The sequence below is a fragment of the Algoriphagus marincola DSM 16067 genome (assembly GCF_000429405.1).
Lineage (GTDB): Bacteria > Bacteroidota > Bacteroidia > Cytophagales > Cyclobacteriaceae > Algoriphagus > Algoriphagus marincola.
The window spans coordinates 535259-561460 of sequence record NZ_AUBU01000002.1 but is presented as its reverse complement, the minus strand read 5'-3'; the positions used below and the strand labels follow the sequence as shown (position 1 = coordinate 561460).

Annotated in this window: 21 protein-coding genes; 10 read left to right on the top strand and 11 right to left on the bottom strand. The window is 41.5% G+C overall.

Going from position 1 to position 26202, the window contains the following annotated elements:
* Positions 1-38: 38 nt before the first annotated feature.
* Both G457_RS0105570 and clpX read left to right on the top strand, forming a co-directional pair.
* Positions 39-713 carry an ATP-dependent Clp protease proteolytic subunit gene (locus G457_RS0105570; RefSeq protein ID WP_026945583.1) on the top strand — a complete coding sequence of 225 codons (675 nt, stop codon included), beginning with the start codon at positions 39-41 and terminating at the stop codon, positions 711-713.
* Positions 713-1939: an ATP-dependent Clp protease ATP-binding subunit ClpX gene (gene clpX / locus G457_RS0105565; RefSeq protein WP_026945582.1), complete on the top strand. Its 1227-nt coding sequence runs from the start codon at positions 713-715 to the stop codon at positions 1937-1939. The genes G457_RS0105570 and clpX overlap by 1 nt, the downstream gene beginning before the upstream one ends.
* A gap of 86 nt (positions 1940-2025) precedes the next feature.
* On the opposite strand, the gene G457_RS0105560 is transcribed toward clpX, so the two are convergent.
* Positions 2026-3531 (bottom strand): S1C family serine protease, encoded by a 1506-nt coding sequence (locus G457_RS0105560; protein WP_026945581.1) that lies wholly within the window; start codon positions 3529-3531, stop codon positions 2026-2028.
* A gap of 141 nt (positions 3532-3672) precedes the next feature.
* Positions 3673-4101 (bottom strand): Hsp20/alpha crystallin family protein, encoded by a 429-nt coding sequence (locus G457_RS0105555; RefSeq protein ID WP_026945580.1) that lies wholly within the window; start codon positions 4099-4101, stop codon positions 3673-3675.
* Positions 4102-4285: 184 nt separating this feature from the next.
* Here G457_RS0105555 and G457_RS0105550 point away from each other — a divergent pair, with 184 nt between their 5' ends.
* A complete protein-coding gene (locus G457_RS0105550; RefSeq protein WP_081701381.1) occupies positions 4286-6823 on the top strand; it encodes a mechanosensitive ion channel family protein in 2538 nt (845 codons plus the stop codon).
* A gap of 48 nt (positions 6824-6871) precedes the next feature.
* On the opposite strand, the gene G457_RS0105545 is transcribed toward G457_RS0105550, so the two are convergent.
* Positions 6872-7063 carry a cold-shock protein gene (locus tag G457_RS0105545; RefSeq protein ID WP_024281570.1) on the bottom strand — a complete coding sequence of 64 codons (192 nt, stop codon included), beginning with the start codon at positions 7061-7063 and terminating at the stop codon, positions 6872-6874.
* Between the two features lie 90 nt (positions 7064-7153).
* Here G457_RS0105545 and G457_RS0105540 point away from each other — a divergent pair, with 90 nt between their 5' ends.
* On the top strand, positions 7154-7645 hold the full coding sequence (locus G457_RS0105540; RefSeq protein WP_026945578.1) for a SixA phosphatase family protein: 492 nt from the start codon (positions 7154-7156) through the stop codon (positions 7643-7645).
* On the opposite strand, the gene G457_RS0105535 is transcribed toward G457_RS0105540, so the two are convergent.
* The 5 genes from G457_RS0105535 to G457_RS0105515 all read right to left on the bottom strand — a co-directional run bounded on the left by G457_RS0105535 (position 7642) and on the right by G457_RS0105515 (position 15079).
* Complete coding sequence (locus tag G457_RS0105535; RefSeq protein ID WP_026945577.1) at positions 7642-8376, bottom strand: SDR family NAD(P)-dependent oxidoreductase; 735 nt, start codon at positions 8374-8376, stop codon at positions 7642-7644. The genes G457_RS0105540 and G457_RS0105535 overlap by 4 nt on opposite strands.
* 125 nt (positions 8377-8501) lie before the next feature.
* Positions 8502-9896: an ATP-dependent protease ATPase subunit HslU gene (gene hslU, locus G457_RS0105530; protein ID WP_026945576.1), complete on the bottom strand. Its 1395-nt coding sequence runs from the start codon at positions 9894-9896 to the stop codon at positions 8502-8504.
* 58 nt (positions 9897-9954) lie between these two features.
* Positions 9955-12426 carry an endopeptidase La gene (lon, locus tag G457_RS0105525; protein ID WP_026945575.1) on the bottom strand — a complete coding sequence of 824 codons (2472 nt, stop codon included), beginning with the start codon at positions 12424-12426 and terminating at the stop codon, positions 9955-9957.
* Between the two features lie 167 nt (positions 12427-12593).
* Entirely contained in the window at positions 12594-13913 is a 1320-nt protein-coding gene (gene rseP / locus G457_RS0105520) for an RIP metalloprotease RseP (protein ID WP_026945574.1), read from the bottom strand.
* Positions 13913-15079, bottom strand: a complete 1167-nt coding sequence (locus G457_RS0105515) for a 1-deoxy-D-xylulose-5-phosphate reductoisomerase (RefSeq protein WP_026945573.1) — start codon at positions 15077-15079, stop codon at positions 13913-13915. The genes rseP and G457_RS0105515 overlap by 1 nt, the downstream gene beginning before the upstream one ends.
* Before the next feature lie 200 nt (positions 15080-15279).
* Between G457_RS0105515 and G457_RS0105510 the strand changes: the two genes are divergently transcribed.
* Positions 15280-16728 (top strand): S1C family serine protease, encoded by a 1449-nt coding sequence (locus G457_RS0105510; RefSeq protein WP_026945572.1) that lies wholly within the window; start codon positions 15280-15282, stop codon positions 16726-16728.
* A gap of 116 nt (positions 16729-16844) precedes the next feature.
* Positions 16845-17258, top strand: coding sequence for a nucleotidyltransferase substrate binding protein (locus G457_RS0105505; RefSeq protein ID WP_026945571.1), 414 nt, complete (start codon positions 16845-16847; stop codon positions 17256-17258).
* 4 nt (positions 17259-17262) lie between these two features.
* Here G457_RS0105505 and dnaA read toward each other — a convergent pair whose 3' ends face one another.
* Positions 17263-18693 (bottom strand): chromosomal replication initiator protein DnaA, encoded by a 1431-nt coding sequence (gene dnaA / locus G457_RS0105500; RefSeq protein ID WP_026945570.1) that lies wholly within the window; start codon positions 18691-18693, stop codon positions 17263-17265.
* 308 nt (positions 18694-19001) lie between these two features.
* Here dnaA and G457_RS0105490 point away from each other — a divergent pair, with 308 nt between their 5' ends.
* From G457_RS0105490 to G457_RS0105470, 4 genes are all read left to right on the top strand, one after another.
* Entirely contained in the window at positions 19002-20402 is a 1401-nt protein-coding gene (locus G457_RS0105490; protein ID WP_026945569.1) for a methylmalonyl-CoA mutase family protein, read from the top strand.
* The gene (gene scpA / locus G457_RS0105485; protein WP_026945568.1) at positions 20399-22522 is read left to right on the top strand and encodes a methylmalonyl-CoA mutase; all 2124 of its coding nucleotides are present in this window, start codon (positions 20399-20401) and stop codon (positions 22520-22522) included. Before G457_RS0105490 ends, scpA begins: the two co-directional genes overlap by 4 nt.
* Positions 22519-22860, top strand: a complete 342-nt coding sequence (locus G457_RS0105480) for a hypothetical protein (RefSeq protein ID WP_026945567.1) — start codon at positions 22519-22521, stop codon at positions 22858-22860. The genes scpA and G457_RS0105480 overlap by 4 nt, the downstream gene beginning before the upstream one ends.
* Before the next feature lie 913 nt (positions 22861-23773).
* Positions 23774-24337, top strand: a complete 564-nt coding sequence (locus G457_RS0105470) for a dTDP-4-dehydrorhamnose 3,5-epimerase family protein (protein ID WP_026945565.1) — start codon at positions 23774-23776, stop codon at positions 24335-24337.
* Here the strand turns inward: G457_RS0105470 and G457_RS0105465 are convergent.
* A complete protein-coding gene (locus G457_RS0105465; protein WP_026945564.1) occupies positions 24315-25148 on the bottom strand; it encodes a glycosyltransferase family 2 protein in 834 nt (277 codons plus the stop codon). The two genes, G457_RS0105470 and G457_RS0105465, sit on opposite strands and share 23 nt — an antisense overlap.
* Positions 25145-26056, bottom strand: a complete 912-nt coding sequence (locus tag G457_RS0105460) for a Gfo/Idh/MocA family protein (protein WP_026945563.1) — start codon at positions 26054-26056, stop codon at positions 25145-25147. The genes G457_RS0105465 and G457_RS0105460 overlap by 4 nt, the downstream gene beginning before the upstream one ends.
* Positions 26057-26202: the final 146 nt, after the last annotated feature.

Sequence of the window (26202 nt, the reverse complement as noted above, 5' to 3'; positions counted from 1 at the left end):
TTTTTTATTTTTAAGCAACCATATTCAAAAAACCAATTATGATTAACAAAGAGGAATTCAGAAAATTTGCGATTCACAATCAGGGAGTCAGTGGATCGGCATTTGACCAGTACACCCAACATATCGAAAATATGACCCGCGCGGTCATCGAAGAGCGTCCTTCTAACTTCCGCGAAATCGACGTATTCTCTCGATTGATCATGGACCGGATCATCTTTTTGGGAACGCCTGTAGATGATCATATTGCCAATATTATCATTGCTCAATTACTTTTCTTGGAGTCAGTGGACGCTAAGAAAGACGTATTGCTTTACATCAACAGCCCGGGAGGTTCGGTAACAGCAGGTCTTGGTATTTATGACACTATGCAGTATATCGGACCTGATGTAGCCACTATCTGTACGGGAATCGCAGCATCCATGGGAGCTGTATTGCTAGCAGGTGGAGCTAAGAATAAGCGATCTGCCCTTCAGCATTCGCGAGTGATGATTCATCAGCCTTCAGGTGGTATGCAAGGGCAATCTAAGGACATGGAAATCTCCTTGAAACTAATCCTTTCTATGCGTCAGGAGCTTTATCAGATTTTGGCAAATCACACTGGCAAAACTTACGAAGAAATCGAACGCGACTCGGACCGTGACTATTGGCTAAAGGCACCTGAGGCTAAAGAATACGGACTTATCGACGAAGTTCTAGTTAAAAAATCAGTTTAATGGCACAAGTTACCTGCTCTTTCTGCGGTAGAAACAAAAAAGATGTGGATCTGATGGTCTCCGGAATTTCAGCCCATATCTGTAATTTTTGTATCGAACAAGCACATATGATCCTTGGCGAAGAGGAAAAGACAAAGAAGTCTGCCCCTTCTAAACCAAAGTTCAAACTCAAAAAACCGAAGGAGCTTACCGAATTCCTCGGGCAATATGTTATTGGTCAGGAGGATGCAAAAAAAGTACTCACAGTAGCGGTATACAACCACTACAAAAGGCTACAGCAACAAATAGACCCAGATGATATCAAGATTGAAAAATCCAATATCATCATGGTGGGCGATACCGGTACAGGAAAAACCTATCTCGCTAAAACTTTGGCAAGAATCCTTGAGGTACCATTCTGCATCGCAGATGCGACAGTGCTCACTGAGGCAGGATATGTAGGTGAAGATGTGGAAAGCATCTTGACCAGATTGCTTCAAGCAGCAGACTACAATGTGGAAGCTGCCGAGAGAGGTATTGTGTATATCGATGAGATTGACAAAATCGCTCGAAAGTCCGACAATCCTTCTATTACCAGAGACGTAAGTGGTGAGGGCGTTCAACAAGCCATGTTGAAGCTATTGGAGGGAACGGTTGTGAATGTACCGCCTCAGGGTGGCAGAAAGCACCCGGACCAGAAAATGATCGCTGTCAATACTGAAAACATCTTGTTTATCTGCGGGGGAGCTTTTGACGGAATAGCGAGACATATCGCCAAGCGTCTAAATACCCAGCCACTTGGCTTTAGCAAGTCTGCAGGAGCGGCCATGGCTGATAGAGAAAATTTACTCCAATATGTAACTGCCCAGGACCTAAAAGCTTTTGGATTGATTCCAGAACTTATCGGTAGACTTCCAGTATTGACTCATTTGGACCCTCTTCACAAAGAAGCGCTCAAGCAAATCCTAACCGAACCAAAGAATGCCCTTGTGAAGCAATACACCAAACTTCTGGAAATGGAGGGCGTGAAATTGGAATTTAAGGAAAGCGGATTGGATTTTATTGTAGACAAAGCGGTAGAATACAATCTTGGAGCAAGAGGACTGCGATCAATTTGCGAAGCTATTATTACCGATGCCATGTATGAATTACCCTCAGACGATAGCATCAAAAAGCTAGTAATCGATGAAACCTATGCCAAGTCTCAATTTGACAAATCAAAATTCAAGCGACTACAAGTAGCTTAATATTAAGCTTGGTCTTTTCTACAAACCATATCAAAAAAAATCCCACTACTCATCGTAGTGGGATTTTTTATTGCCTATTTTCTCTTTCAATCTAGCTCAACTTCGAAGTAATACTCGGTACCATCATTAAACATACCCAATACCACGATTTCTTGACCGCTTAAAGAGCTTAGTTCCTCGAGAAGATTCTCTGCGTCTGAGATTCTAGTACGCCCATCTTCGCTTATAATGGATGTAATGATAAACCCTGGTCTCGCTCCAGCAGACCTCCATGCAGATCGTCCAACTGTGGCAATCATTGCTCCTCCAGAAATCCGAAGTCGCTCTTTCTGCTCATCAGAAATATTTTCAAATATAACGCCATCATATTCGAAAGTTTTCTTGACTTCTTTCTCTACAATTTTGGTATTGCCATCAAAGTTTCGAAGAGTAGCCATTGCCTCCATTTTCTTACCATCTCGAAGATACTCCACCTTCACTTGATCACCTGGACGCTTTCTAGCCACCATTTCTTGAAGGATAGAAACAGATGTAGTCTCTCTACCATCCACGCCTACGATGATATCACCTGGCTGCAACCCTGCTTCTTCACCACCACTATTTGGATTTACTCCATTGATATATACGCCTTGATCAACTGGAAACTCCTTGTTCAATTCCTCCGCTAATTCTGGACTGACATCTCTGATGGTTACTCCTAATAAACCACGCTGAACAGTTCCATACTCAAGCAGATCATCGACTACTTTTCGAACGAGCGAACTAGGCACAGCAAAGGAATAACCATTGAAAGTACCCGTACGGGTAGCAATCGCTGTATTTATCCCTATCAATTCTCCTGCTAAGTTGACCAATGCACCTCCAGAATTACCCGGATTGACCACTGCATCAGTCTGAAGGAAGGATTCTATTTGAAGGTTATTTTCTACTCCACGAAGAATCCCGATGTTTCGGGCTTTTGCCGAGATAATCCCCGCTGTCACGGTGGAATTTAGATTGAATGGGTTTCCAACGGCAAGGACCCACTCTCCTATTTTTGTTTGATCAGAATTACCAAACCGCACAAACGGAAGACCGTTAGCTTCAATTTTCAATAATGCTAGGTCAGTAGTAGGATCAGTTCCAATTACTTTGGCGACAAATCGCTTATTGTTATCTAAGGAAATATCAATTTGAGAAGCTCCTTCGACCACATGATTATTGGTCACGATATAACCGTCAGAAGAAATAATTACACCTGAGCCTGAACTCATTGGATTTCTGGATCCAGGGCCTTGCATTGGGTTTTCATCTCCAGGGGGAAAACCAAATAGCTCTTCGATTGGATTCCTTGGTCGGGAAGCTGTATATCCTAGTGTACTTTTGACGTGTACTACTGCAGGCGTGACGATCTCGGCAGAAGCCACAAAATTAATCCCATCAGGAATCGTAAAGTTTTCTCCTGCAAGTAGGTTTACGAAACTTGCATTTTGCTTTTCTTCAAATGTGGTAACTCCCTGTGGCTGGAGGAAATAACTAACCCCTGCCAAAGCCACCATGCCTCCAATGAGGGAGGCCAATAGCATTCCTAGAAAGAATTGTCTTTTGCTCATAGTTTACTTTCTTCTTGTTTTGCTGATTTAACTCAAAAATTATTCAATCAGGTCCATTTGGAAAATCAATTTAACCAGTTTTAACCGGCTTCTATATTATTCTAACCCGAAAAAAAGAGTGGGGTTCACCCACTCTTCAGATTATTTTACCTCAATCAAGGCTTTATTGACTTTTTTCTCAGCTTTTGGAAGGGTTATTTTCAAAATTCCATCTTCATAGATAGCCTCGATCTTATCTGCCTCCACGTTATCTGGGACATAAAACACTCTTGAGAATGCACCAAACTGAGATTCAAGGGAGTGAAAGTTTTTACCCTCTTTCTTTTCCTCAATTTTCCGCTCTCCAGATATAGTCAGACGGCCATCAGTAAGGTCTACCTTGAAGTCTTGCTTTTTCATTCCAGGGACTACAACCTGAATTTCGAATTGAGACTCATCTTCTGAAATATCCACTGCTGGGCTAAATCTTTTGTCCATCTCTCCAAATGAATCTTGGAGAAATCTATCCAACAATCCTCCAAAAGCTGAAGGATAAATGGAATTTAAGTGATTATGTTTTACTAGTTTCATAATTGTTTATGGTTAAGTTTCCGATTTAAAACTCATGCAAGAAATATTATACCAAGTAAAAAATCCTGTCATTTTGACTCAAAAAATTAATCAACAAACCAATAAACAGTCATTTTGACATTAAATTCATTTTATTAAAAACAAAACAAGATTTTTTATAACTTCCCAAAAACTAACAGGGGCTATGAACTTGCGCCAATTCATCCTATTCCTACTTATTTTTTGTGTGTCTTCAACCGTGTTGTACTCTTTTCAGGAACAAACGAGTGGAGACTCTTCGCTCGATTTGGCAAATCCTCAAACGCCAGCTACCAGCCAAAATTCTACGCTTCAGAATTTTGAAGAACTGAACAATGTAGAAGTCAAAGAGGAACGACTGAGCACCGTCCTATCTCAACTTATCTCCAAGTCAAAAAAATATGCTATTGACTTGAGTAAAATCCAATTGGGCCTTCAAGAGCCATTGGACACTTTGGAAATGATGGAAAACATTCCTGAAATAAGGAATGCTGTCAACTCCCTGGGGCAATTGGTCCAAGATACCCTGAGGCAAGACAATGTCCGATACATTAAAGGAGTTCTTAATTTATTAGAAGGGGTTAATGCTGAAGTTGAAAAATTTGAAGAAATTATTGATAGCCGTGTAAGCCTAATTGTAAGTTCGGGAGATAAACTCAATGAGATTCAACAGGATTCTATCTTCAGCCTAAATGAAGAAATACTCACAATCGCGCCTGAGTTAAATATGGAGATTCGTTTTCTGCAAAATCAGATCATTGAATTGAAAAATGAAATTTTTCAGCAGGAATTGACCCTTACAAGATTTCAGGCTCAACTGAATGAGCTATACGGAAAAATCATCACGATAGGACAATACTTTCGGATCAGATCCAAAGAGCTGAACCGAAGGATGTGGCAAAAGGAAGCCAATTATATATGGGAACTCAGAGACCCAGAGTTTGGATCCCATAAATCTACCTTTGAAATCACGAAAGAGTCCTTTTTTGCTAACAGCACCTTTGTATTGTATTTTCTGGAGCGAAACCTCGTTGATCTCACCTTTTACTTTCTTTTAATTTTAACCGTGGGTTTTTTACTCAAGAGAAACATTTGGAAGATCAAAAACCAAAAAGACTTCAGTCAATCCATATTTGCAAAAACTAGCTCCATCACCAAATTTCCTTTCATTGCCTCCTTTTTGATTATCACTCCTCTCTTTTTTGTCTTGTTTGATAGACCTCCTTTGGCCTTCAACTCGGGACTATCCTTTGCTTTTGCATTTTTTAGTTCATGGATGATTGGAGAGTTCTTTCCTAAGCCATTCAAGCGAATTTGGTGGATATTTTTACCACTGAGCTTAATTGGACCTGCTCTTGGTGTCAATTGGGAACAAAATTATGAAGAACGTTATCTTTTTTTAGTAGTAAATTTTATCACTATTCTCTTCGGATATTTTACCTATAAATCCATTCAAGAAAAAACTTTCAAGGGTAAACAGATTCTACTTTTCTTAATTGGATTTATGGTTTTAACCCAGCTTTTTTCACTTGGCGCAAATATACTTGGACGAGCAAGTATTACTAAGCTTTTTACAATCACTGGTATAACGAGCTTCTTCAGGGGAATATCCCTTTATATTTTCACCAACTTGGTGATGCAATTTTTTTTCCTCACACTTGAAACAAAAAAGAGCTCGGATATTATTTCTAGCTTTTTAGACTTTAAAGAGCTTGAAAAGCGGTTTTTAGGAATATTACAGTTATTTGCCTTCGGGATTTGGTCATATGGGATTCTGATTCACCTTGGCTATTTCGATATTTTCTATGAGCGAGTTTTAAACTTCCTCACTGAGGAGTATACACTTGGAAACAGCACATTTACTTTTGGAACGATTCTGCTGTTTTTGGTAATTCTTCTGATATCATCATTTTTAGCTAATAGCATCGCCTATTTCTTTTCAACCTTTGACCAAAAGAACGCCACATCCCGAAAAAACCGATTGGGAAGCTCCGTCCTTTTGATACGGTTAGCTGTGATTACCGTAGGTTTTTTCATAGCACTCACGGCAGCCAAAATTCCACTGGACCGAATCACCATTGTTTTAGGCGCACTATCAGTCGGTATCGGCTTCGGACTTCAAACTATCATCAATAATTTGGTTTCAGGAATAATCCTTGCCTTTGAGCGTCCGATTCAGATAGGAGATGAGATCGAAGTAGGTATCAACAAGGGGACTGTCAAAGAAGTCGGAATCAGGGCAAGTAAGATTCAAGCTTATGATGGTTCCGAAATAGTCGTTCCGAATGGCGATCTACTTTCTCAAAGCCTGATCAACTGGACACTTTCTGATAAAAGACGTCGGGTCGAACTGATCATTGGAGTGGCTTATGATTCCGACATGAAGAAAGTCAAAGAAATATTGACAGAGGTGCTGAATAGAGAAAATATCTTAAAAATCCCTCAGCCAAGAGTTTTTATGCAAAACTTCGGAGAATCATCGGTTGACTTCAGGCTGCTTTTCTGGGTAGGGAGTATGGATATATGGCTGGAAATGAGATCTGAGGTCATGACTTCGATCTTTGAAGCTTTTCTGGAAAATCGGATCGAGATTCCTTTCCCAAAAAGAGATTTGTACCTCAAAACCATTCCTTCCAACTGGCAAGAAAAAGTCTCTAATCCATATCAGGAAAAACCTGAGGACAAATCAGAATCTCAAGCATAAAAAAACCCCGGCCTAACCGGGGATTCATTTTCAAAATCAAAATGGCATTTATGCTTTTTTGACGTTGATGGCATTAGGACCTTTCTTGCCATCTTTGACGTCATAAGTGACTTTGTCATTCTGGGCAACTTTGTCCACCAATCCGGTTGCGTGTACGAAGACGTCACTTTGTGATTCATCGTCCACGATAAAACCGAACCCCTTGGCTTCATTGTAAAACTTTACTGTACCGGTAAACATAATAAATTGATATAAATTGTAATTGAACGTGCTGTTAATGTAAATATTTGTTTATAAATATCAAAAATTCCAAAATTCTATTTTGTTGCTATGAAAAAAATTTTTCTAATCCGACATGCAAAATCTTCCTGGGACGAGACTTGGCTAAGAGACCATGACAGACCGCTTGCCCCAAGAGGTCTTAAGGCTGCTCCCATCATGGGAAAGCGACTTTTAAAAACAGAAATTTTCCCTGATTTAATTATTTCATCTACAGCAAAGCGGGCAAAAGAAACAGCAAGCCTTATCGCAAAGGAACTAGGCATTGCCAATCAAAAAATAGTATTGGACTCAAGTCTTTATCATGCTCCGCCCAGCACCTACCTCAAAGTAATCAGACAACAACCCGAATCCATTCAAACCTTATTTTTGGTTGGACATAATCCGGGGATGACAGATTTGATTCAAAATTTAGGAGTGCCTCTTGATAACTTGCCGACGGCTGGTATTTGCGGATTTACCTGCCTAGCCAAAACTTGGAAAGATTTTTCAGAGGAAAATAGCCAATTGATTTTCATTGATTATCCAAAGAAGAGCTCTTAAGGGGCCTCGTACTTGCGGACATCTTGCTGCACATGCTGAAACTCCTCTGGATTACTCAACAAATACTCGATTTTACGAGCAACTTCTTCTGCCTTTACAAGCTCTCCCTGTTCTTTGAACTCCAAAAACTTCTGTAATTCTGGAAAATCACTTTCTGCTGCCTTCCGGATTTCTTCTTGCATGTCAGTATCTACAATTCCTGGCGCCAAGCTAAAAAATCTAAAGTCAGAAGCCCCACTTTCTTTGTCGGCCACCATGGTAAACATGGCTAAAGCAGCTTTGGTACTGCAATATCCACCCCAACCTGCTACCGGTCTTGTGGCTGCTCCTGAAGAAATATTACAGACCACTTTCTTTGCCGGGTGGTTTTTATAGGCCTTGATAAAAGCATTTGAAAGGTACATGGGAGCCAGCAGGTTGAGATTGACTTGCATTCGCATTTCGCGGGGATGCATCTTACCGATAGGTTTGATCTCTCCTATCCAGCCGGCATTATTTACCAGGATGATTTGTTCGTAGGAATTTTCTGGAAAAAGCCCCTCCAATTCATTTTTCAACACATCCAGATCCGAAAGATCTAAACTAACCTGAGTTAAGTTGGGTGAATCTATATCTAATCTACTCCTCGATATTCCGATTATCTCAACACTTTCTAAACTCAAGTAATGCTCTAAAAGGGCTTTCCCCAAGCCTTTGGAATGGCCGGTGATTACCACAAGTGACTTATTCATATTTTAATTGATCAGGGTGATGAGTCAATTCTAACAAGTATCAATCCAAATTACAAAACCAGATAAAAAAGTTCCGGTTTGACCATTCAAAGAAAAAAGCCCCGGGTTATTTCGGGGCTTGTCATTTACAGAATGTATTGGGAAAGGTCTCGGTTTTTCACCAAGGTACTTAGACGCTCTTGTACCATTTCCTTTGTCACCATTATCTTCGAGTTAGGTTCGATGGTATCCGGCACATCAAAAAGGAAATCATTTAATAAGTGGGACATGACGGTGTGCAATCTACGTGCACCAATATTTTCCACTTCCTGATTGATCAGAAAAGCAATACGAGCGATTTCCTCGATGGCCTCATCATTAAACTCTAAGGAAACCTCCTCTGCATCGAAAAGAGCTTGATATTGCTTGGTAAGCGCATTTTTGGGTTCACGAAGAATACGGGAAAAATCCTCCTGCGTCAGACTTTGCAGCTCCACTCTGATGGGGAATCTACCTTGGAGCTCAGGGATCAAATCTGAAGGCTTACTGACATGAAATGCACCTGCTGCTATAAAAAGCACATGGTCTGTATTGATCACTCCATATTTGGTATTGACGGCAGACCCTTCTACAATTGGAAGCAGGTCACGCTGCACACCCTCACGACTTACATCCGGTCCTCCTCCATTTTTTCCGGATTTAGAAGCCACTTTATCGATCTCATCTATAAAGATGATTCCGTTATTCTCGGCGAGTTTGATTGCCTCTTCTTTTACTTCGTCGAAATCTACCAACTTCGCCACCTCCTCTTCCAAAAGGATTTTACGGGCTTCGGCTATACTTACTTTTCGCTTTTTGGTCCGCTTGGGCATCATTCCGGAGATCATATCCTGAAGCCCCTGCATACTGGCATCATCCATCATGCCATTTCCAATCATACCTACTCCGACCGGAGGTGCAGACTTCACATTGACCTCAACCTTGCGGTCATCTAATTCACCATTCCGAAGCTTTTCTCGGAATCGCTCTCTAGTCCGCTCATTCAACTCACTATCATCCGATGGTTCATCGTCCACATTTACTGCTACGGGAGTCGTTCTAAATCCAGCACCTTTGACTGGAGGGATCAAAATATCCAGAATTTGCTCCTCCACAGCTTCAGCAGCCCGAGCTTTCACCGCCTCATTTTTGACCTCTCTCACGAGATGGACAGACTGCTCAACCAGGTCCCTGACCATGCTTTCGACGTCTCGACCCACATAGCCTACTTCAGTGAATTTGGACGCTTCCACCTTGGTAAATGGTGCCTGGGCAATTTTTGCCAAGCGGCGTGCAATTTCGGTTTTACCTACACCGGTAGATCCAATCATCAAGATATTATTTGGAACGATGTCCCGCTGAATATCGGATTTGACCATCATCCGGCGTATACGGTTTCGAAGTGCAATAGCTACATTTCTTTTTGCATCGCCTTGTCCGATGATATATTTATCAAGCTCTACGACAATTTGTCTAGGAGTGAGAGATTCAATTTTATTCATTTCAATGTTCTTTTAGTAAACAACCGGATTGATTAGCGGCTGTTTGGATGATTTTCAATCAGCCTTTCTTCTCATCTGGAAAAGAAAACTGTAAAGGCCTATCCACTTTTGACTTCAAGAGCGCAATGTCCAATACCTCGCTGACTCGATCCACAAAGTGAAATTCCAGTCCTTTGAGATAATTTTCATCGATCTCATCTATATCCCGCTTATTCTTCTTACAAAGGATGATTTCTTTGATTCCGGCACGCTTAGCCGCTAAGATTTTTTCCTTAATCCCTCCTACAGGCATGACCTTTCCAATAAGGCTGATTTCTCCTGTCATAGCGAGCTTCGTTTTTACCTTACGCTGAGTGTAGACAGATGCCATTGCAGTTAGCATGGTGATGCCAGCTGAAGGACCATCCTTAGGAACAGCTCCAGCAGGAACGTGTACGTGCAAATCATAATGCTCAAACACCCGATGATCGATTCCAAGCTCTTCTGCCCTTGATTTGAGATAAGAAAGCGCCGTCATCGCTGACTCCTTCATTACATCTCCCAATTGTCCGGAGAGGGTAAGTTTTCCTTTTCCTCTGCTCAAGCTTGATTCAATAAAGAGTATTTCCCCTCCTACACTCGTCCAAGCCAGACCGGTAACTACTCCGGCAATCGTATTGTCTTGATAGGTCTCCTTATCAAAAATTTCCGAACCCAATATCTTACGAACTGCCTCAGCGTTAATCTTTGGTTCATATTCCTCCTCCATCGCAATGGATTTGGCGATATTCCTAACGACTTTACCGATGGCTCGCTCAAGATTTCTCACACCAGATTCGCGGGTATAATCTTCAATTATTTTCACCAAGGCAGCCTTGTCAAAACGAATCTGACTGGTCTTTAGACCATGCTCTTTCCGCTGCTTAGGCACCAAGTGGCGTTTGGCTATTTCCACCTTTTCCTCCTGGGTATAGCCTGTCACCTCGATGATTTCCATTCTATCCCGTAGAGCGGGCTGTATCGTGTCAAGCGAATTAGCCGTAGCGATGAAAAGGACCTTACTCAGGTCATACTCCACTTCCAGAAAATTATCCATGAAAGCAAAGTTTTGCTCGGGATCCAAGACCTCTAGAAAAGCAGAACTTGGGTCACCACGGAAATCAGAAGAAAGTTTATCGATTTCATCCAATACGAATACAGGATTGGAGGTTTTGACCTTTTTCATATTCTGAATCACCTTGCCTGGCATCGCACCGACGTAGGTTTTCCGATGCCCACGAATCTCTGCCTCATCATGAAGACCACCCAAAGACATTCGGATATACTTTCGTCCCAAGGCTTTTGCGACTGACTTCCCAAGGGAAGTTTTACCTACCCCTGGAGGGCCATACAGGCAAAGAATCGGTCCTTTCAGATCGTTTTTCAACTTCAATACAGCCAAGTACTCGATGATCCGTTCTTTGACTTTATCCAAACCAAAGTGATCTGCGTCCAATACTTTTCGAGCATGCTTAAGATCAAAATTATCTTGGGTGAACTCATTCCAGGGTAGTTCGACCATAGTCTCAGCATAGTTCAATGCAATTGGATACTCTGCTGCGGATGGGTTAATCCGTAGAATTTTATCAAGCTCTTTTTCGAAATGCTTTTTGACTTCGGTCGGCCAGTTTTTCTTTTCCCCTCTCATCCGAAGGTCTTCTACTTCTTTCTCCGGCCCTTCTTCACCCAGTTCTGTCTGGAGGACTTTCATCTGCTGTCGCAAAAAGTAATCCCGCTGCTGCTGATCGATATCGGTATGCACCTTCTTTTGGATTTCGGACTTCAGCTCCAGCATCTGAATATCCTTCATCATATACTCCAAAAGTAGCGTAGCTCTTTCTACTCCATCGTTGATTTCCAAAAGTCGCTGCTTTGACTCTACAGGGGCATTGATGTTGGAAGATAGAAAATGAGTTAGAAATGGCGTATTATCGATGTTATCCAGGGCTACCTGTGCCTCACGAGGAATTTCCGGATTGAGGTGTAGGATACGTACCGCGGCATCCTTTAGTGACTCCTCCAAAGCTTGGATTCGCTTTGAGCTTTTAGGAAAGTTCTCCTCCAAGTATTTTACTTTGGCAATAAAGTAAGGGTCTTCTGTCACTTGCTCTGTGACCTGAAATCTTTTTTTACCCTGAATAATAATTGTCGTATTTCCATCGGGAAGCACGATCATTTTGACAATTTTCGCAACGGTCCCAACCTGATAAATATCCTCCCAGCTTGGGTCGTCCGTATTGGGATTAATCTGGGCACAAACTCCAATCAGTTTATCGCCTTTTTGTGCTTTTTTGACCAGCTTGATAGAGCGCTGTCTTCCCACCGTGATCGGAATGACCACCCCAGGAAACAGCACCGTGTTTCTCACTGAAAGTATTGGAATCTCTTCCTTCAAATTATCTGACACCTGCTGACTGTCATCCTCCTCAGTGATTAATTGAATAAGGTCACCCTCATTCGCAAAGTCACTGACCATCAAATTTTCAAGCAGGGATTTTTCGAATTGACTCATATAGACATTTTGACAGGCTAGCTGTCCGTTTTGGCTTAAATAAAAGAAGAACCTTCAATCTACAAAGGTTCTTCCATAAAGTTCAATGGCTGTGCCAAAGCTTATTCGGGTCAGATTGGCAGCTTAGAAAAAGAAACCCACCACCTAAAAGTAAATTCTTGAGGCTATCAACCTCCTGTAAATATTTTCAAAATATCATTTCCTATTGCGAAAACCATCAAAACCAAAAGGATTACCATCCCTACCTTTTGAGCATTTTCCAGGAATTTATCAGAAGGAGCTCTTCCGGACACCATCTCATACAACAGGAACATCACGTGTCCTCCATCCAAGGCCGGAATCGGCAATAAGTTCATAAAGGCCAAGATCATGGAAATCAAGCCAGTGATACTCCAAAATTTACCCCAATCCCAAGAATTGCCATAGATTTTAGCCATTCCGATAGGACCACTTACATTCTTCGCAGAGACCTCACCAGTAAACATCTTACCCAAAGCCTTGGCGTTGATGATCACAACTCCAAATGCTCGCTCCGTTCCTTTACTCAAAGCTTCAGCGAAACCAAATTTTCGCTTCACAGGCTCAATCAAGGGATTGGCTGCAATTCCGATCGTTCCTTCAGCTGATACCGGAACTGACACAGTGTCTCTTACTCCATCGGATTCAATTAAAAGTTGCGCTTCTTGGGTTTTTAAGTCAGCTAGGGCTGACTGCAATTCATCAAAATAATAAACCTGCTGACCATTGACAGCTAAAATCTTATCCCCTTCTTCCAGTCCTGCTGTCTCAGCAGCCTCTCCGGGTGCCACATCCAAAATCTCAAAAGGAAAGCGGATGGAAACAAACTTAGCGAAAGCTTCTTCGGAATTGAATGAATTGATAAAACCTCTCGGAATTTCGATTTTGACCTGCTCCCCATTACGATCTACCGTGTAGTATCCATTTTCTGAAAGGAGTACACTGCCGCTGCTCAGTTCATTTAGGCTTTGGTAAGGTTGACCGTTTACATCTAAGATTTTGTCTCCGGTCTGAAAACCTATGGATTCACCGTATTCATATGCAACAATTCCGTTTTCGATAATCTGATCCCTGGAAAAATAGGTCTCTCCGTTATTGTAAACCAGGATCACAAAAATGATTATACCTGTAATCACATTGACTATAATTCCTCCTAGCATTACGATCAGTCTTTGCCAGGCTGGCTTAGATCGAAACTCCCAAGGCTGAGGTTCAGTAGAAAGTTGCTCTGTATCCATGGACTCATCCACCATACCGGATATTTTCACAAAGCCCCCTAAAGGAATGGCTCCAATGGAATACTCTGTCTCTCCCCACTGAAATCCCGCAATTTTAGGAGGAAAACCAATCGAAAATTTTTCTACCCGCATGCCAAACATTTTGGCAGTCAATAAGTGACCCAACTCGTGCAAGCCTACCAGGATTGATAATCCCAATAAGAGCTGGCCCACCATAATCAATGTATCCATTATTTATACTTTTTAATTAATTCATAAGAAATAGCCCGGACTTCTTCGTCACTCGACACATAGTCTGATAGGCTTGGGTGGCTGATAAAATCAACCCGATTCATGGCATCCTCGATCAAATCAGACATTTGGAGGAAACCAATCTCATCTTTTAGGAATGCCTCGACAGCTACTTCGTTGGAAGCATTGAGAAGGCAGGCAGCATTTCCACCCTTATGCAAAGCGTCAAAGGCCAATTGAAGGTTCCTAAAAGTTTTCAAATCCGGCTTTTCAAAAGTCAAATTTGGATAGTTTAAGAAATCAAATCGTTCGAAATCGCTTTTCAATCGATCCGGATAGCTCATCGCAAACTGAATGGGGATACGCATATCCGGAAGTCCGAGTTGTGCTTTGATCGAGCCATCTTCAAACTGCACCAAGGAATGAATTATACTTTGAGGATGAACAACTACATCGATTTGCTCGGGAGTCAATCCAAAAAGCCATTTTGCCTCGATGACCTCCAAGCCTTTATTCATCAATGAGGCCGAATCGATAGTAATTTTCGCACCCATATTCCAATTCGGATGTTTCAGCGCCTGCTCCTTGGTTACGCTTGCCAAAAACTCTCTGTCTTTGCCACGGAATGGGCCACCTGAGGCAGTTAGGATAATCTTCTCAATCGGATTGTGCCACTCTCCTACCAAGCACTGAAAAATTGCTGAGTGTTCCGAATCGACTGGATAAATGTTAACCGCATGCTCTTTGGCCAATTGGGTAATAATCTCTCCGGCTACCACCAAGGTTTCTTTGTTGGCTAGCGCAATTTGCTTCCCTGCTTTGATCGCATGAACTGTGGGAATCAATCCGGCATAACCCACCAAGGCTGTCAAAACCACATCGATGGTTTCCATTTCCACCACCTGAGCAAGGGCTTTCGGCCCAGCAAAAACTTTGATATCATGTGGAATAAGGGCGTCTCGCACCACTTGATACTTGGATTCATTGGTGATCACTACCGCATTTGGCTGGAATTCTAGCGCCTGCTTGATCAGCAAGTCACAATTATTTTGGGCCGTGAGTACTTCGACTTGGAAGTTTTCAGGATGCTGACGGATCACATCCAAGGTTTGTGTACCGATGCTACCCGTACTCCCTAGGATGGCTACGCGCTTTACTTCGCTCATTTTCTTGATTTGATGAAAAAACCGACTCCGAATTGGAAAGTTTTTAGAATAGCTGACAAAATTACAAGATGCTGAGAATTTACAGGTACAAATCGTCAGTTTTTACCAAAAGGAAAAGTTTTTGAGTTAGGCAAGCTTAAAATATGTGAATTCGCCCAACAGAAATGAATTTTGGTCGTCAAGTTGAGAAAAGAAAGCGTATGGAAAATTTACTCAAAACTACCCTAGTGGGTTTTTTGGCAGGCATTTCTGGAGCCGCATTTTGGACACTTGCAGATATCGCCCCAGAAAAAGAAACCTACACTTCCCCTAGCCCAATGGCAGAGAGTTCGGAAGTCCTGAACACCGCAAATACAGAATCTACACCTAGAAGTTTTGCGACAAACCCTCCCATCTCTTTCGTAGCTGCTTCTGAAAATAGTACGGAGTCAGTCGTTTTTATCAAAAACTTCTCTGGTAGTGATCCCCGCCGATACAGCATGTTTGATTATTTTTTTGGCACTGGCCCTACCCAACAAGTAAGTACTGGCTCAGGCGTAATCATATCGGATGATGGATACATTGTCACCAACAATCACGTGATAGACCGAGCAGAAACCATTGAGGTGATTCATAAGAAAAGAACCTATCAAGCGAGACTGGTAGGAACTGACAAAAACACAGATATCGCGGTACTCAAGATTGAAGCTGACAATTTACCGGCAATTAGAAAAGGAAGTTCTCGAGACCTTCAAATCGGAGAATGGGTCATTGCCGTCGGCAATCCTTTCAATCTTACCTCCACCGTGACTGCAGGGATTGTCTCTGCCAAGGAGCGTCAAATCAATATTTTGGGAGGTGACTTTCCTCTGGAAAGCTTTATCCAGACAGATGCACCCATCAACCCTGGAAATTCAGGCGGAGCACTCGTCAATGTAAATGGAGAGCTGGTGGGAATCAATACAGCTATCCTATCCCGAACGGGTTCCTATACAGGATATGGATTTGCCGTGCCGGTGGACATTGCCATGAAAGTAGCCAATGACCTAATCAAATATGGAGAGGTACAAAAAGCCATTCCCGGAATTGAGGCGGTAGAGATAACTCCTGAGTTGGCGGAGGAAATGAATATTCAATCCCTCGATGGAGTGATTGTTACTCATGTCATTCGAAATGGAGCTGCTGAACAGGCTGGCATGAAGCGAAATGACGTGATAACCCGAATCGGCGATCAAGTCATCACGGGGATGGGATCTTTCGAAGAAGCGCTTTCATATCACTATCCCGGAGATAAAATTCCTGTTACCTACACCCGAGATGGAAAAGCCAACAACACAACCTTGACATTACAAAATCTGGAAGGTGGCACAGGAGTCTTGAAGAGGGAATACTACAGCTCAAGACTGCTAGGTGCCCGGCTCGAAGCGGTCAATACAATTGAAAAGGATAAGTTGGGTATTTCCTACGGAATTAAAATTACGGCTCTTTCAAGAGGTTATCTCAGAGATTTAGGACTTCGCAATGGTTTTGTCATCACAGAGATTAACAGAGAGCCCGCAAACAGCCCGGAAAAGGTGGGTAAATTTTTGGAAGATTACAGCGGAAAATTGCTAATAGAGGGGGTGGCATCCAATGGCCAACCGTTCATGCAAAGCTACACAGTACGATAAAAAGAGGGCTTCGGTCCTCTTTTTTTTGAAGACTTGTTGATTTATCCTTAGCTTTAATAAGGTCTCAGAAAATATTTCGAAAAGAATTAAAAGACCAAAACCTAAACGATAATCCAATGAAATCCATGCCGCCATCCTGTGAGGACTGCTTTCATGAATTCAAAATAGCTTTGGAAGATTTACAGATTTTTGTCAAGCAAGCGCGATTGAGAGAGTTATCTGAATCTCGGAAAAGGGAACTGATTGCCAATTTTGAAGTGGCGCATGAATTGGCTTTGAAAGTCATAAAATCTTATCTAAAAAGATGCGGAAAAGGCCCTTTTACAGGTTCCCGAGATCTGACGGTTGAGGCATTTCATGCAGATCTGATTGATGATGGCAAAGCCTGGCTTGATATGGTCATAGACAGGATTCAATACAATCCTATTTACGAATTAGACAAGCAGCCTGAATTTTTCGAAAATATTGTCAAGAAATATACCCGACTATTGGATAGGTTTGAAGATACGATGGATAAAATACTAGCTTGAGAGGTTAGTAAGATCTCATTTTAAACTTCTTCTTCAGCTCGTTTATGGAGTTTTTGAACTGATTGTCCGTATCAATCATGTCATTAACGGTTGTAAGGGCATGAATCACCGTCGAATGATCCCGACCTCCAAAGTGATAGCCGATGGATTTCAATGAGTGATTGGTGAACTCTTTAGAAAAATACATAGCCACTTGCCTCGCAATTACAATTTCCTTTTTCCTTGTTTTTGCTTTCAGATCATCCAAAGCAATTCCAAAATATTCGGAAACCGTTTTCTGAATGAAATCAATACCAACCTCAGTTTCGATGTCTTTGATGATATTTTTCATCACCGTCTTCGCCAACTGCAGGTCAATATCTACGCGATTCAACGAAGCATGTGCAATCAGTGAAATCAGTATTCCTTCCAGCTCTCTTACATTGGTATCCACCGTGTAAGCCAAATATTCCACCACATCATCAGGAATAAAAATCCCTTCCGACTGCATTTTCCTTCTGATAATCGCAACCCTCGTCTCAAAATCAGGCATTTGCAAATCAGCTGTCAAGCCCCATTTGAATCGGGAAAGAAGACGCTCTTCCAGACCTTTCAGATCCCTTGGGGGACAGTCTGAGGTCATGATGATTTGCTTTTTACTCTGATGCAAGTGATTGAAAATGTGGAAAAACATCTCTTGCGTTCTATCCTTTCCTGCCAAGAACTGGATATCATCGATAATCAAAACATCCACCTGCATATAAAAATTGGTGAAGCTTTTGACATTACCATCCTTGATAGAGTCCATGAATTGGTTCACAAACTTCTCTGAAGACACATAAAGCACGAACTTATCCTCAGGACCATTTTTAATCTCATTCCCTATGGCTTGCACCAAATGAGTTTTTCCGAGACCAACTCCCCCATACACCATCAACGGGTTGAAAGAGGTAATCCCGGGCTTGGTAGCAACAGCAAAGCCAGCCGACCTCGCCAAACGATTACAGTCCCCCTCAATATAAGTACTGAAGGTGTAAGTCGGATTCAAGTTACTTTGGGTAAGCATCTCATCGCCCAAACTATCCATCTGGAATGGACTTCTTTGAGATTCATCTTTTCCATTCGGTCCTACAGGGACTTTTTTAGCCCCATGATTTCCTTGGGGATAAGAGACCATGTAAGGTTGATTGGAAGAGTTGCCTCGGTCCACGACCACAGCATACTCTAGACGACCACCTTGTCCTAGAATGGTCTTAATCGCAAGCTTAAGCTCCTGAATGTAATTGTCTTCTAGCCACTCATAAAAAAATTGGCTTGGCACCTGAATAGTCAAGGAGGTACCCTCAAGCTTAACCGGGTTGATAGGCTTAAACCAAGTAGAAAAGCTCTGCTCGCTAACGTGCTGTTCAATCACACGTAAACACTCATTCCAAACTGCGCTAGCTTCTGAACTCATTTGAGAAGATTTCTGAAAATTGGTAACCGGTCAGGCTTTGACAAGGAGGTCAAAATTGAAGAAAAATCATATAAATAAAAAATGTATAAGCTCTTGAAAAAGTGATTTTTTTTGCTTTCCCCAATTACTAAGAATACCTGCATCAATTCAAGAATAATTCTTTAAACTGAAAACTAAAGCTATTGCTCTCCTACATTGAATGAATTATAGCTACCTAAAGGTTTTAAGAAAGCTTATCCTTGCAAGGAATCTCATTCGATTCCTTAATTTTGAAAAGAAGTCTTATCGATTTAACCAGATACCCAAATATGACAAATCCAGATTTTTTTCCTTTTCAACCTACAAGCAAATCTGATTGGAGAAAGCAGATTGAAAAAGACTTGAAAGGAAAAAACTTTGAAGAAACATTAGAAAGCAAAATTTGGTCGATTATTAAGCAGTCACCATATTATGATTCTTACGACTCACAAGGATTAGCTACCCAGTTGAGATTTCATCCCGAACCAGAACTTTCAGTTTTGGGACCACGGATTTGGTCAAATGCAGTAGAAATCACTGCTCAATCGCCAAAAGAAGCTAACCAAAGCATACTAAATCATCTCCAAAATGGGGCCGATGCTTTGATCATCCATTCCGAAGAATCCACAAATTGGCCGATTTTGCTGAAAGGAGTTCTTCTGGAATATATTTCCCTTTTCATTCAGTCAAAAGACGGAATCCTCGGAGCCATCTCCTTTTTGAATTTTATAGAAAAAGAAGCGCTTAACAAAGAAAACCTTCGCGGAGCGATTCTTTGGTCGCCCACAGGCAGCTTATTTGAGGAAGAAAGAGACTGGACAAAGGCTTTGAAAGATGCTCATTCTTTAACTGAGAAGACAAAGCCATACCCCAATTTTTCGCCCATGACCTTTGATTTTGCGAGATATGCAAATGCAGGTGCTACAGGCCTGACCGAAGTTGAATATGGCCTAGGAGAAATCATTGAGACAGCTTCCGGACTAAAAACGCAAGGCGTAGAATTGCAAGAGTGGTTTAGTAAAATATGCATTCACACAGCAGTTGGAGAGTCTCATTTCCCAGAAATGGTCAAGTTAAAGGCGATTCGGATTTTGACTTCAGAATTGGCGAAAAAATTTGATGTGAATTTGGGAATTGAACAGATTCAGGTCATTGCATCAAGCAGTCTTTGGACCAAGTCACTTATTGATAAAAACAATAATTTCATCCGGCAGACCTATGAGGGTCTAGCTGGAATTTTAGGTGGCTGTAATGTTCTTTGGGTCCGAAAATGGGATAGTAATGAATCAGATGCACTTAATTCGAGAATTGCACGGAATGTCTCTTCTGTCCTGAAAGAAGAGAGTTATTTAGATAAGGTTATGGATCCTATGGCAGGCAGCTTTTATCTGGAAAGCCTTCAGAAGGAATTTATCGAGCTTATTCAAGCTGCAATTTCCAAACTGGAAAAAGAAGGCGGCTGGCTTTCTAAATTTCAGGCAAAGTCACTTCATCAAAGAGTCAAATCGGAAAGGTTAGCAGCTCAAGAAAAAGTAAAGGAAAATCAACGAAGCAAAGTGGGGGTAAATCGCTACCAAGCAAGTGGAAAATTGATTAATAATTCGGCTTTCCAGGCTATCCAAGAAAGTGGCTACGAACTACAGCCAAGCAGAGAAACATACCTGATCGAACAAGAAATCCTGAAAAAATGAGACCTGACTTTTCTGACTGGAATATAAATAAGCGATCAACCACGACAAGCCAATCGGATGCTCGATGGAAGGCACCCGAGCAAATTGAGGTTCCTCCATTTTTTGATCCTGAGTCTATCAAAAAACTCGACCATCTTAAGTTTTCGGCTGGAATCCCACCATACCTAAGAGGCCCCTATGCTTCCATGTATGTGATGAGACCCTGGACTATCCGGCAATATGCCGGATTTTCTACTGCGGAAGAATCCAATGCATTTTACCGGAGAAATTTAGCAGCAGGTCAGAAAGGGCTTTCGGTAGCCTTCGATTTACCAACCCACAGAGGCTATGACTCTGACCATCCCCGGGTAGTCGGAGATGTGGGAAAAGCTGGAGTTGCCATCGACACAGTGGAAGACATGAAGCTTCTTTTTGATCAGATTCCTTTGGATCAAATGTCCGTTTCTATGACCATGAATGGGGCAGTCATCCCGATCTTGGCATTTTACATTGTGGCAGCTGAAGAACAGGGAGTAAGTCCGGAAAAACTGAGTGGAACCATACAAAATGATATTTTGAAGGAGTTTATGGTTCGCAACACCTACATCTATCCACCGGTGCCAAGCATGCAGTTGATCGCTGATATTTTCGAATACACATCGAAATACATGCCTCGATTTAACTCTATTTCCATATCTGGCTATCACATGCAAGAAGCTGGTGCTACGGCTGATTTGGAGTTGGCCTATACCTTGGCAGATGGTTTGGAATACCTTCGAACGGGAATTAAAGCTGGTCTGGATATTGACGAATTCGCTCCGAGGCTTTCCTTCTTTTGGGCCATCGGGATGAATTACTTTATGGAAATCGCGAAAATGCGTGCCGGAAGATTGCTTTGGGCTAAAATCGTCAAGCAATTTAATCCCAAAAATTCCAAGTCCATGGCTCTCCGGACCCACTGCCAAACCTCAGGATGGTCGCTCACTGAGCAGGATCCCTACAATAACATCACCCGGACAGCGATTGAGGCATTAGGTGCTGCCATGGGCCATACACAGTCACTTCACACCAACTCTTTGGATGAGGCGATTGCATTGCCGACCGATTTCTCTGCTAGAATTGCACGGAATACACAGCTTATTCTTCAGGAGGAAACAGGTATCACCGATGTGGTAGACCCTTGGGGAGGTTCTTTGTATGTGGAGTACTTGACAGATCAATTGGTGGATAAAGCTTGGAAACTAATTGAGGAGGTAGAGTCATTGGGAGGAATGGCTAAAGCGATCGAGGCGGGAGTACCTAAGCTTCGAATCGAAGAGGCTGCTGCCAAAAAACAAGCACGAATCGACAGTGGTCAGGATATCATTGTCGGAGTAAATCGCTATCAGATCGATGAAGCGTCTACGATTGAGCTTCTTGAAGTGGATAATCAAGCTGTACGCGAATCGCAAATCAAAAGACTGGAACAAGTCAAGTCATCCAGAAATGAAGCTAAGGTCAAAGAATCCCTAGATCGAATCACGGAAGCCGCTCAAAGCAAATCTGGAAATTTATTAGCTTTAGCAGTAGATGCAGCCAGGAACCGAGCTACCCTTGGAGAGATTTCTGATGCCATGGAAAAAGTTTTTGGAAGGCATCAAGCACAAACTAAATCCGTGACCGGCGTGTATGCAAGTGAAGTAAAAAATCAGGATTCATTTAAAAAGGCACTTTCCCTTTCTGACGAGTTTGAAAAACTGGAGGGAAGAAGACCCCGGATTCTGGTCGCAAAAATGGGTCAGGATGGACATGATCGAGGTGCCAAGGTAATTGCAACAGGCTTCGCCGATATGGGTTTTGATGTGGATATCGGACCACTCTTCCAGACTCCAGAGGAAGTTGCCATGCAGGCAGTTGAAAATGATGTCCATATTGTCGGCGCTTCCTCTTTGGCAGCTGGGCATAAGACACTCATTCCACAATTGATTCAGGAACTAGCCAAGCTTGGTCGAGAAGATATCATGGTGGTAGCAGGTGGAGTTATTCCTCCGAAAGACTATGACTTTCTTTACCAACAAGGTGTGGCTGCTGTATTTGGCCCTGGCACAGTACTTTCTGAAGCGGCTATTAAAATTCTTGAGAAAATCATGAGAAGTGAATGAAGAATAAGCATAGGTCTATATTGCTTTTCCTATTTTTTGGTTTACAAGTTTTAGGAATTGTAGTGGCAAGGTTTCATGAATACCGTTTTTTTTCCTGGGCTCCTTTTGATGAGTTGTCTTCGTATGAAATAGAATCAGTCCTAGCAGGAAAAAAATTGACAGACTCAGAAATTAGGGATAGGTATTTCATTCCTGCTAATGGAAGAGAAAATAGATCTATCACACATATTTTTAGAATTGTTGAGAAAGCAGAGGAAACCCAACCTCAAAAAGCCAAGGTAAGTGTCAGGTATTCAACAAATGGAAAAGCTGAAGAAATATGGGAATTAAAAAGGTAAACTGGTGGAGAGAAGCTTCACAGGAAACGGTCCCTCTGAGATTTGCTTCTGTTATGCTGGTGATTTTTTTATTGGGGATCAGAGGAACAAAACACATTTTACCTCCCCGGTTTCCCTTTATTAATGGATTTCAAATATTATCCGAATTCCCTTCTCTTTTTCTCATTTTAGACATCATTTATTGGTCATGTCTAATTTTGATCGTTATTGGCTTTAGATATAAATATGCCGCTTTCACGTTGGGATTAATTATTTTTTTTCAGATCGGCGCTAATTCATTATTATTCTCAAACAGTTTCCTTTTTGCTGGCTGTTTGCTATTGCTTATTGGAGTTTATCGTCAAGGAAATGAGTGGACCTTTCGATGGCAAATTTGCCTTCTTTATGCAGGTGCAGGCCTTAATAAAGCATTAGAATTTGACTGGTGGAATGGAAACTATTTCAAAGCCTTTTTTGAAATCTATTATCCAAACCCACTGATTAGTTGGGTCTCTGACATCTTTCCTGAAGCATCATTTTATACTTTGCTAGGGGTTTTTACTATTTTCATGGAAATCGGGTTGGCGATTTGGGTCATTGTAAATCGGAGAATGGTTAGTTTTTTTATTGCTACCCAAGCATTTCATTTGACGATGTTAATAATGACCTTGGGAGAGCTTTCGTATATCTTTTATTTCCTCATTTCCATAGCTGCCTACTTGGTCCTTCCTTGGAATGAAATATTTTTACACGAATCAAAAAACCAAGAGAATCTCTTCCATGATCAGAAAAGCCTGCCTGGTAGAAGAATTTCATTCAAAGAAGAAATTATAATTAATTATTTAAAAAATTCAATTATCACAGGAATTTTGATTGTTATTATTAGCTTTAGCTGCAAATACAACCATTTAATTTTTAACTTTTTAGAAAGAATATGATTATTGAAGAAGCTAAAAAATCGAGATTAATAGCTGGTCAGGAGATTGAGGGAGTAGTACTTAAAACACTCAAGGAGAATATAGATTATAGAGGCTCCTTTACTGAAGTTTTCAATCACCGCTGGAACCTTGACTTGAATGCTGTACAATGGAGCTACGTGAAGTCTGAGTCTAATGTCTTCAGGGGATTACATTTTCACAAAAGACATGATGAGTATTTCTGTATAGTATCCGGTCACTGCGAATTAGGCCTAAAAGATATGAGGCCTGATTCACCAACATATTTGAATTGGCAACTGTATGAATTATTCGGAGACGATTTAGCTGCACTTGTGTTCCCGAGAGGTTTGCTTCACGGATGGTATTTTTTCACCCCTTCAGTTCACTTGCAATCAGTATCCGAATCTTATGTCGACTATGGAAAAGATGATAATTGGGGCGTATACTGGAATGATAAAGACCTTGGTATCCCTTGGTCCTTTACCGATCCAATCATTTCTACCAGAGCATCAGACTTCCCTGACCTCCCTTCCTTCATCAACGCGATAGGAGCTTTTTGATCTTTTTCAATACCTCTCGGGGTACTTGTGAAGGCTTTCTTCCCTTTATCAAAATAGGGTGATTGCGATGAAGGAAATTATAGTCCCACATCATTTCATGCAGGGCTTGATCCTTTTTGAATTGCCATTCGAGGGGATCATTCAAGATTTTTTCCCATTTTATCAAAAGCTCTTTCCTTTCTAGGGTTGACAGCCCTGGGTGATCTCCTCTTTTGATCCAGAGCACTGTAGGTTCCAGCCCGCAATACGACTTGCATTCCTGGTGAACAAGAAACTGTTCCCACATATATCGATCTGTATAAAGTTCTTTGGGCGTGGTTCTCCAACCGTAAGGAAGCTTCCTATACATATCGAGCGTATGGCCCACGCACGAAAGCAACCAAGATGGGGCGTCCCAAGCATCCAAATTCTTATGACCAAATACTAGAAAATCATCCTTTACGTCATAATTCAAAGTAGAAGCAAAGTCATATCGTTGGAGATAACGATCGAGTGTTTCCAAATGATGTGGCAACCAATAATCTCTGTCCGTGAGGTAGGCGATGTTCCTAGAATTAGCTTTTTGTAAAACCTCATGTCGATTTTCCTCCCCTCTCCTAGGGTGTTTCGGAAAATCAAAAAAACGGATTCGCTCATCGGCTTGCATGAGTTCCTGAATGACAGATCGAGTAAAGTCATTTACACCGTCCCCAATTATCCAAATTTCAAAATCCTGAATTGTTTGATTTTGAGCACTTCGAATAGAATATGGAAGTAGGTGGCCTCGATCTATTGAGGTTGGAAGCAAAATGGTGAAAAGTGGTTTTTTCATTTTAACCTGGATAGTTCTTTTAATCGAGCGATTGTTTTAATTACCATTATTCCCTCAGAAAGGGATGTTGGAGGTTCCTTGCCTCCAAATAAAAAATCAATGAATTGTGATAGCTCTTCTAATAAAGGAGCCCTAGCTTCAAACTTTCTCTTCTCCATTTGAACAGAGTCTGGCTTTGATCGATCATCTCCAAAATAAATTTCTATATAATCCACTTTCTCATCTGGAAGGACGGCTACACCCTTTTCAAAATGCAATCGCACCTCTCGTCTTTTGTCAAAATACCGGTTAGAAACTTCAAAAACACATGGAATAGATTTTCCCAAAATTGCTGTCATTCCTCTTGCTATGCCTCGATAAGTCTCTTCAACCGCAGAGATAGGTTCAGGAAAATGACCCAGAATGCTGTAAGCAATCGTGATATCATGGGGTATTAGAGTCCAGACACTATCGACATCAGATCGTGGACTAGTCCAGTTGCACCTATTGGATTTCAAAAATCTCAATTCACCCAATTCTCCACTTTTTACGATTTCGGAAAGTAATTTTATCCCCCCATGATACCGCCAATTATGCATCACAAAAATTGTTCTATCAACATACTTTTCAAGCTCAATGGCTTCCTCTAAACTACAAGTAAGAGGCTTTTCTACGAATATTGGTTTATCCGAAGGGATTAAATCAATCAAAACTTCAAAGTGTGTAATCGCTGGAGATGAAATTATCCAGGCATCCACCTGATGAGACGGATCCCAATTAATAGAAAAAAATGAAGCCCCAAGTTCGCCTGCCTCCTTTTCCTTACTCTCTTCTGGATCAAATACCAATACTTCTACTCCAAGTGAAATAAGATCCCTTAGAATATTTCTCCCCCAAATCCCGAAACCTACGAGACCGACTTTTTTCATGTATTTATGATTTGTTTTTTTAAATGCCACATAGCCTGTCCCGAACACGATTCGGGAGAATCTCGCATGATGACCCCGATCCATCGGGAAATCCCTCTGTGTATCAATTCCAAGATGCTCGATTTCATATCGGTTAAAAATTTTCT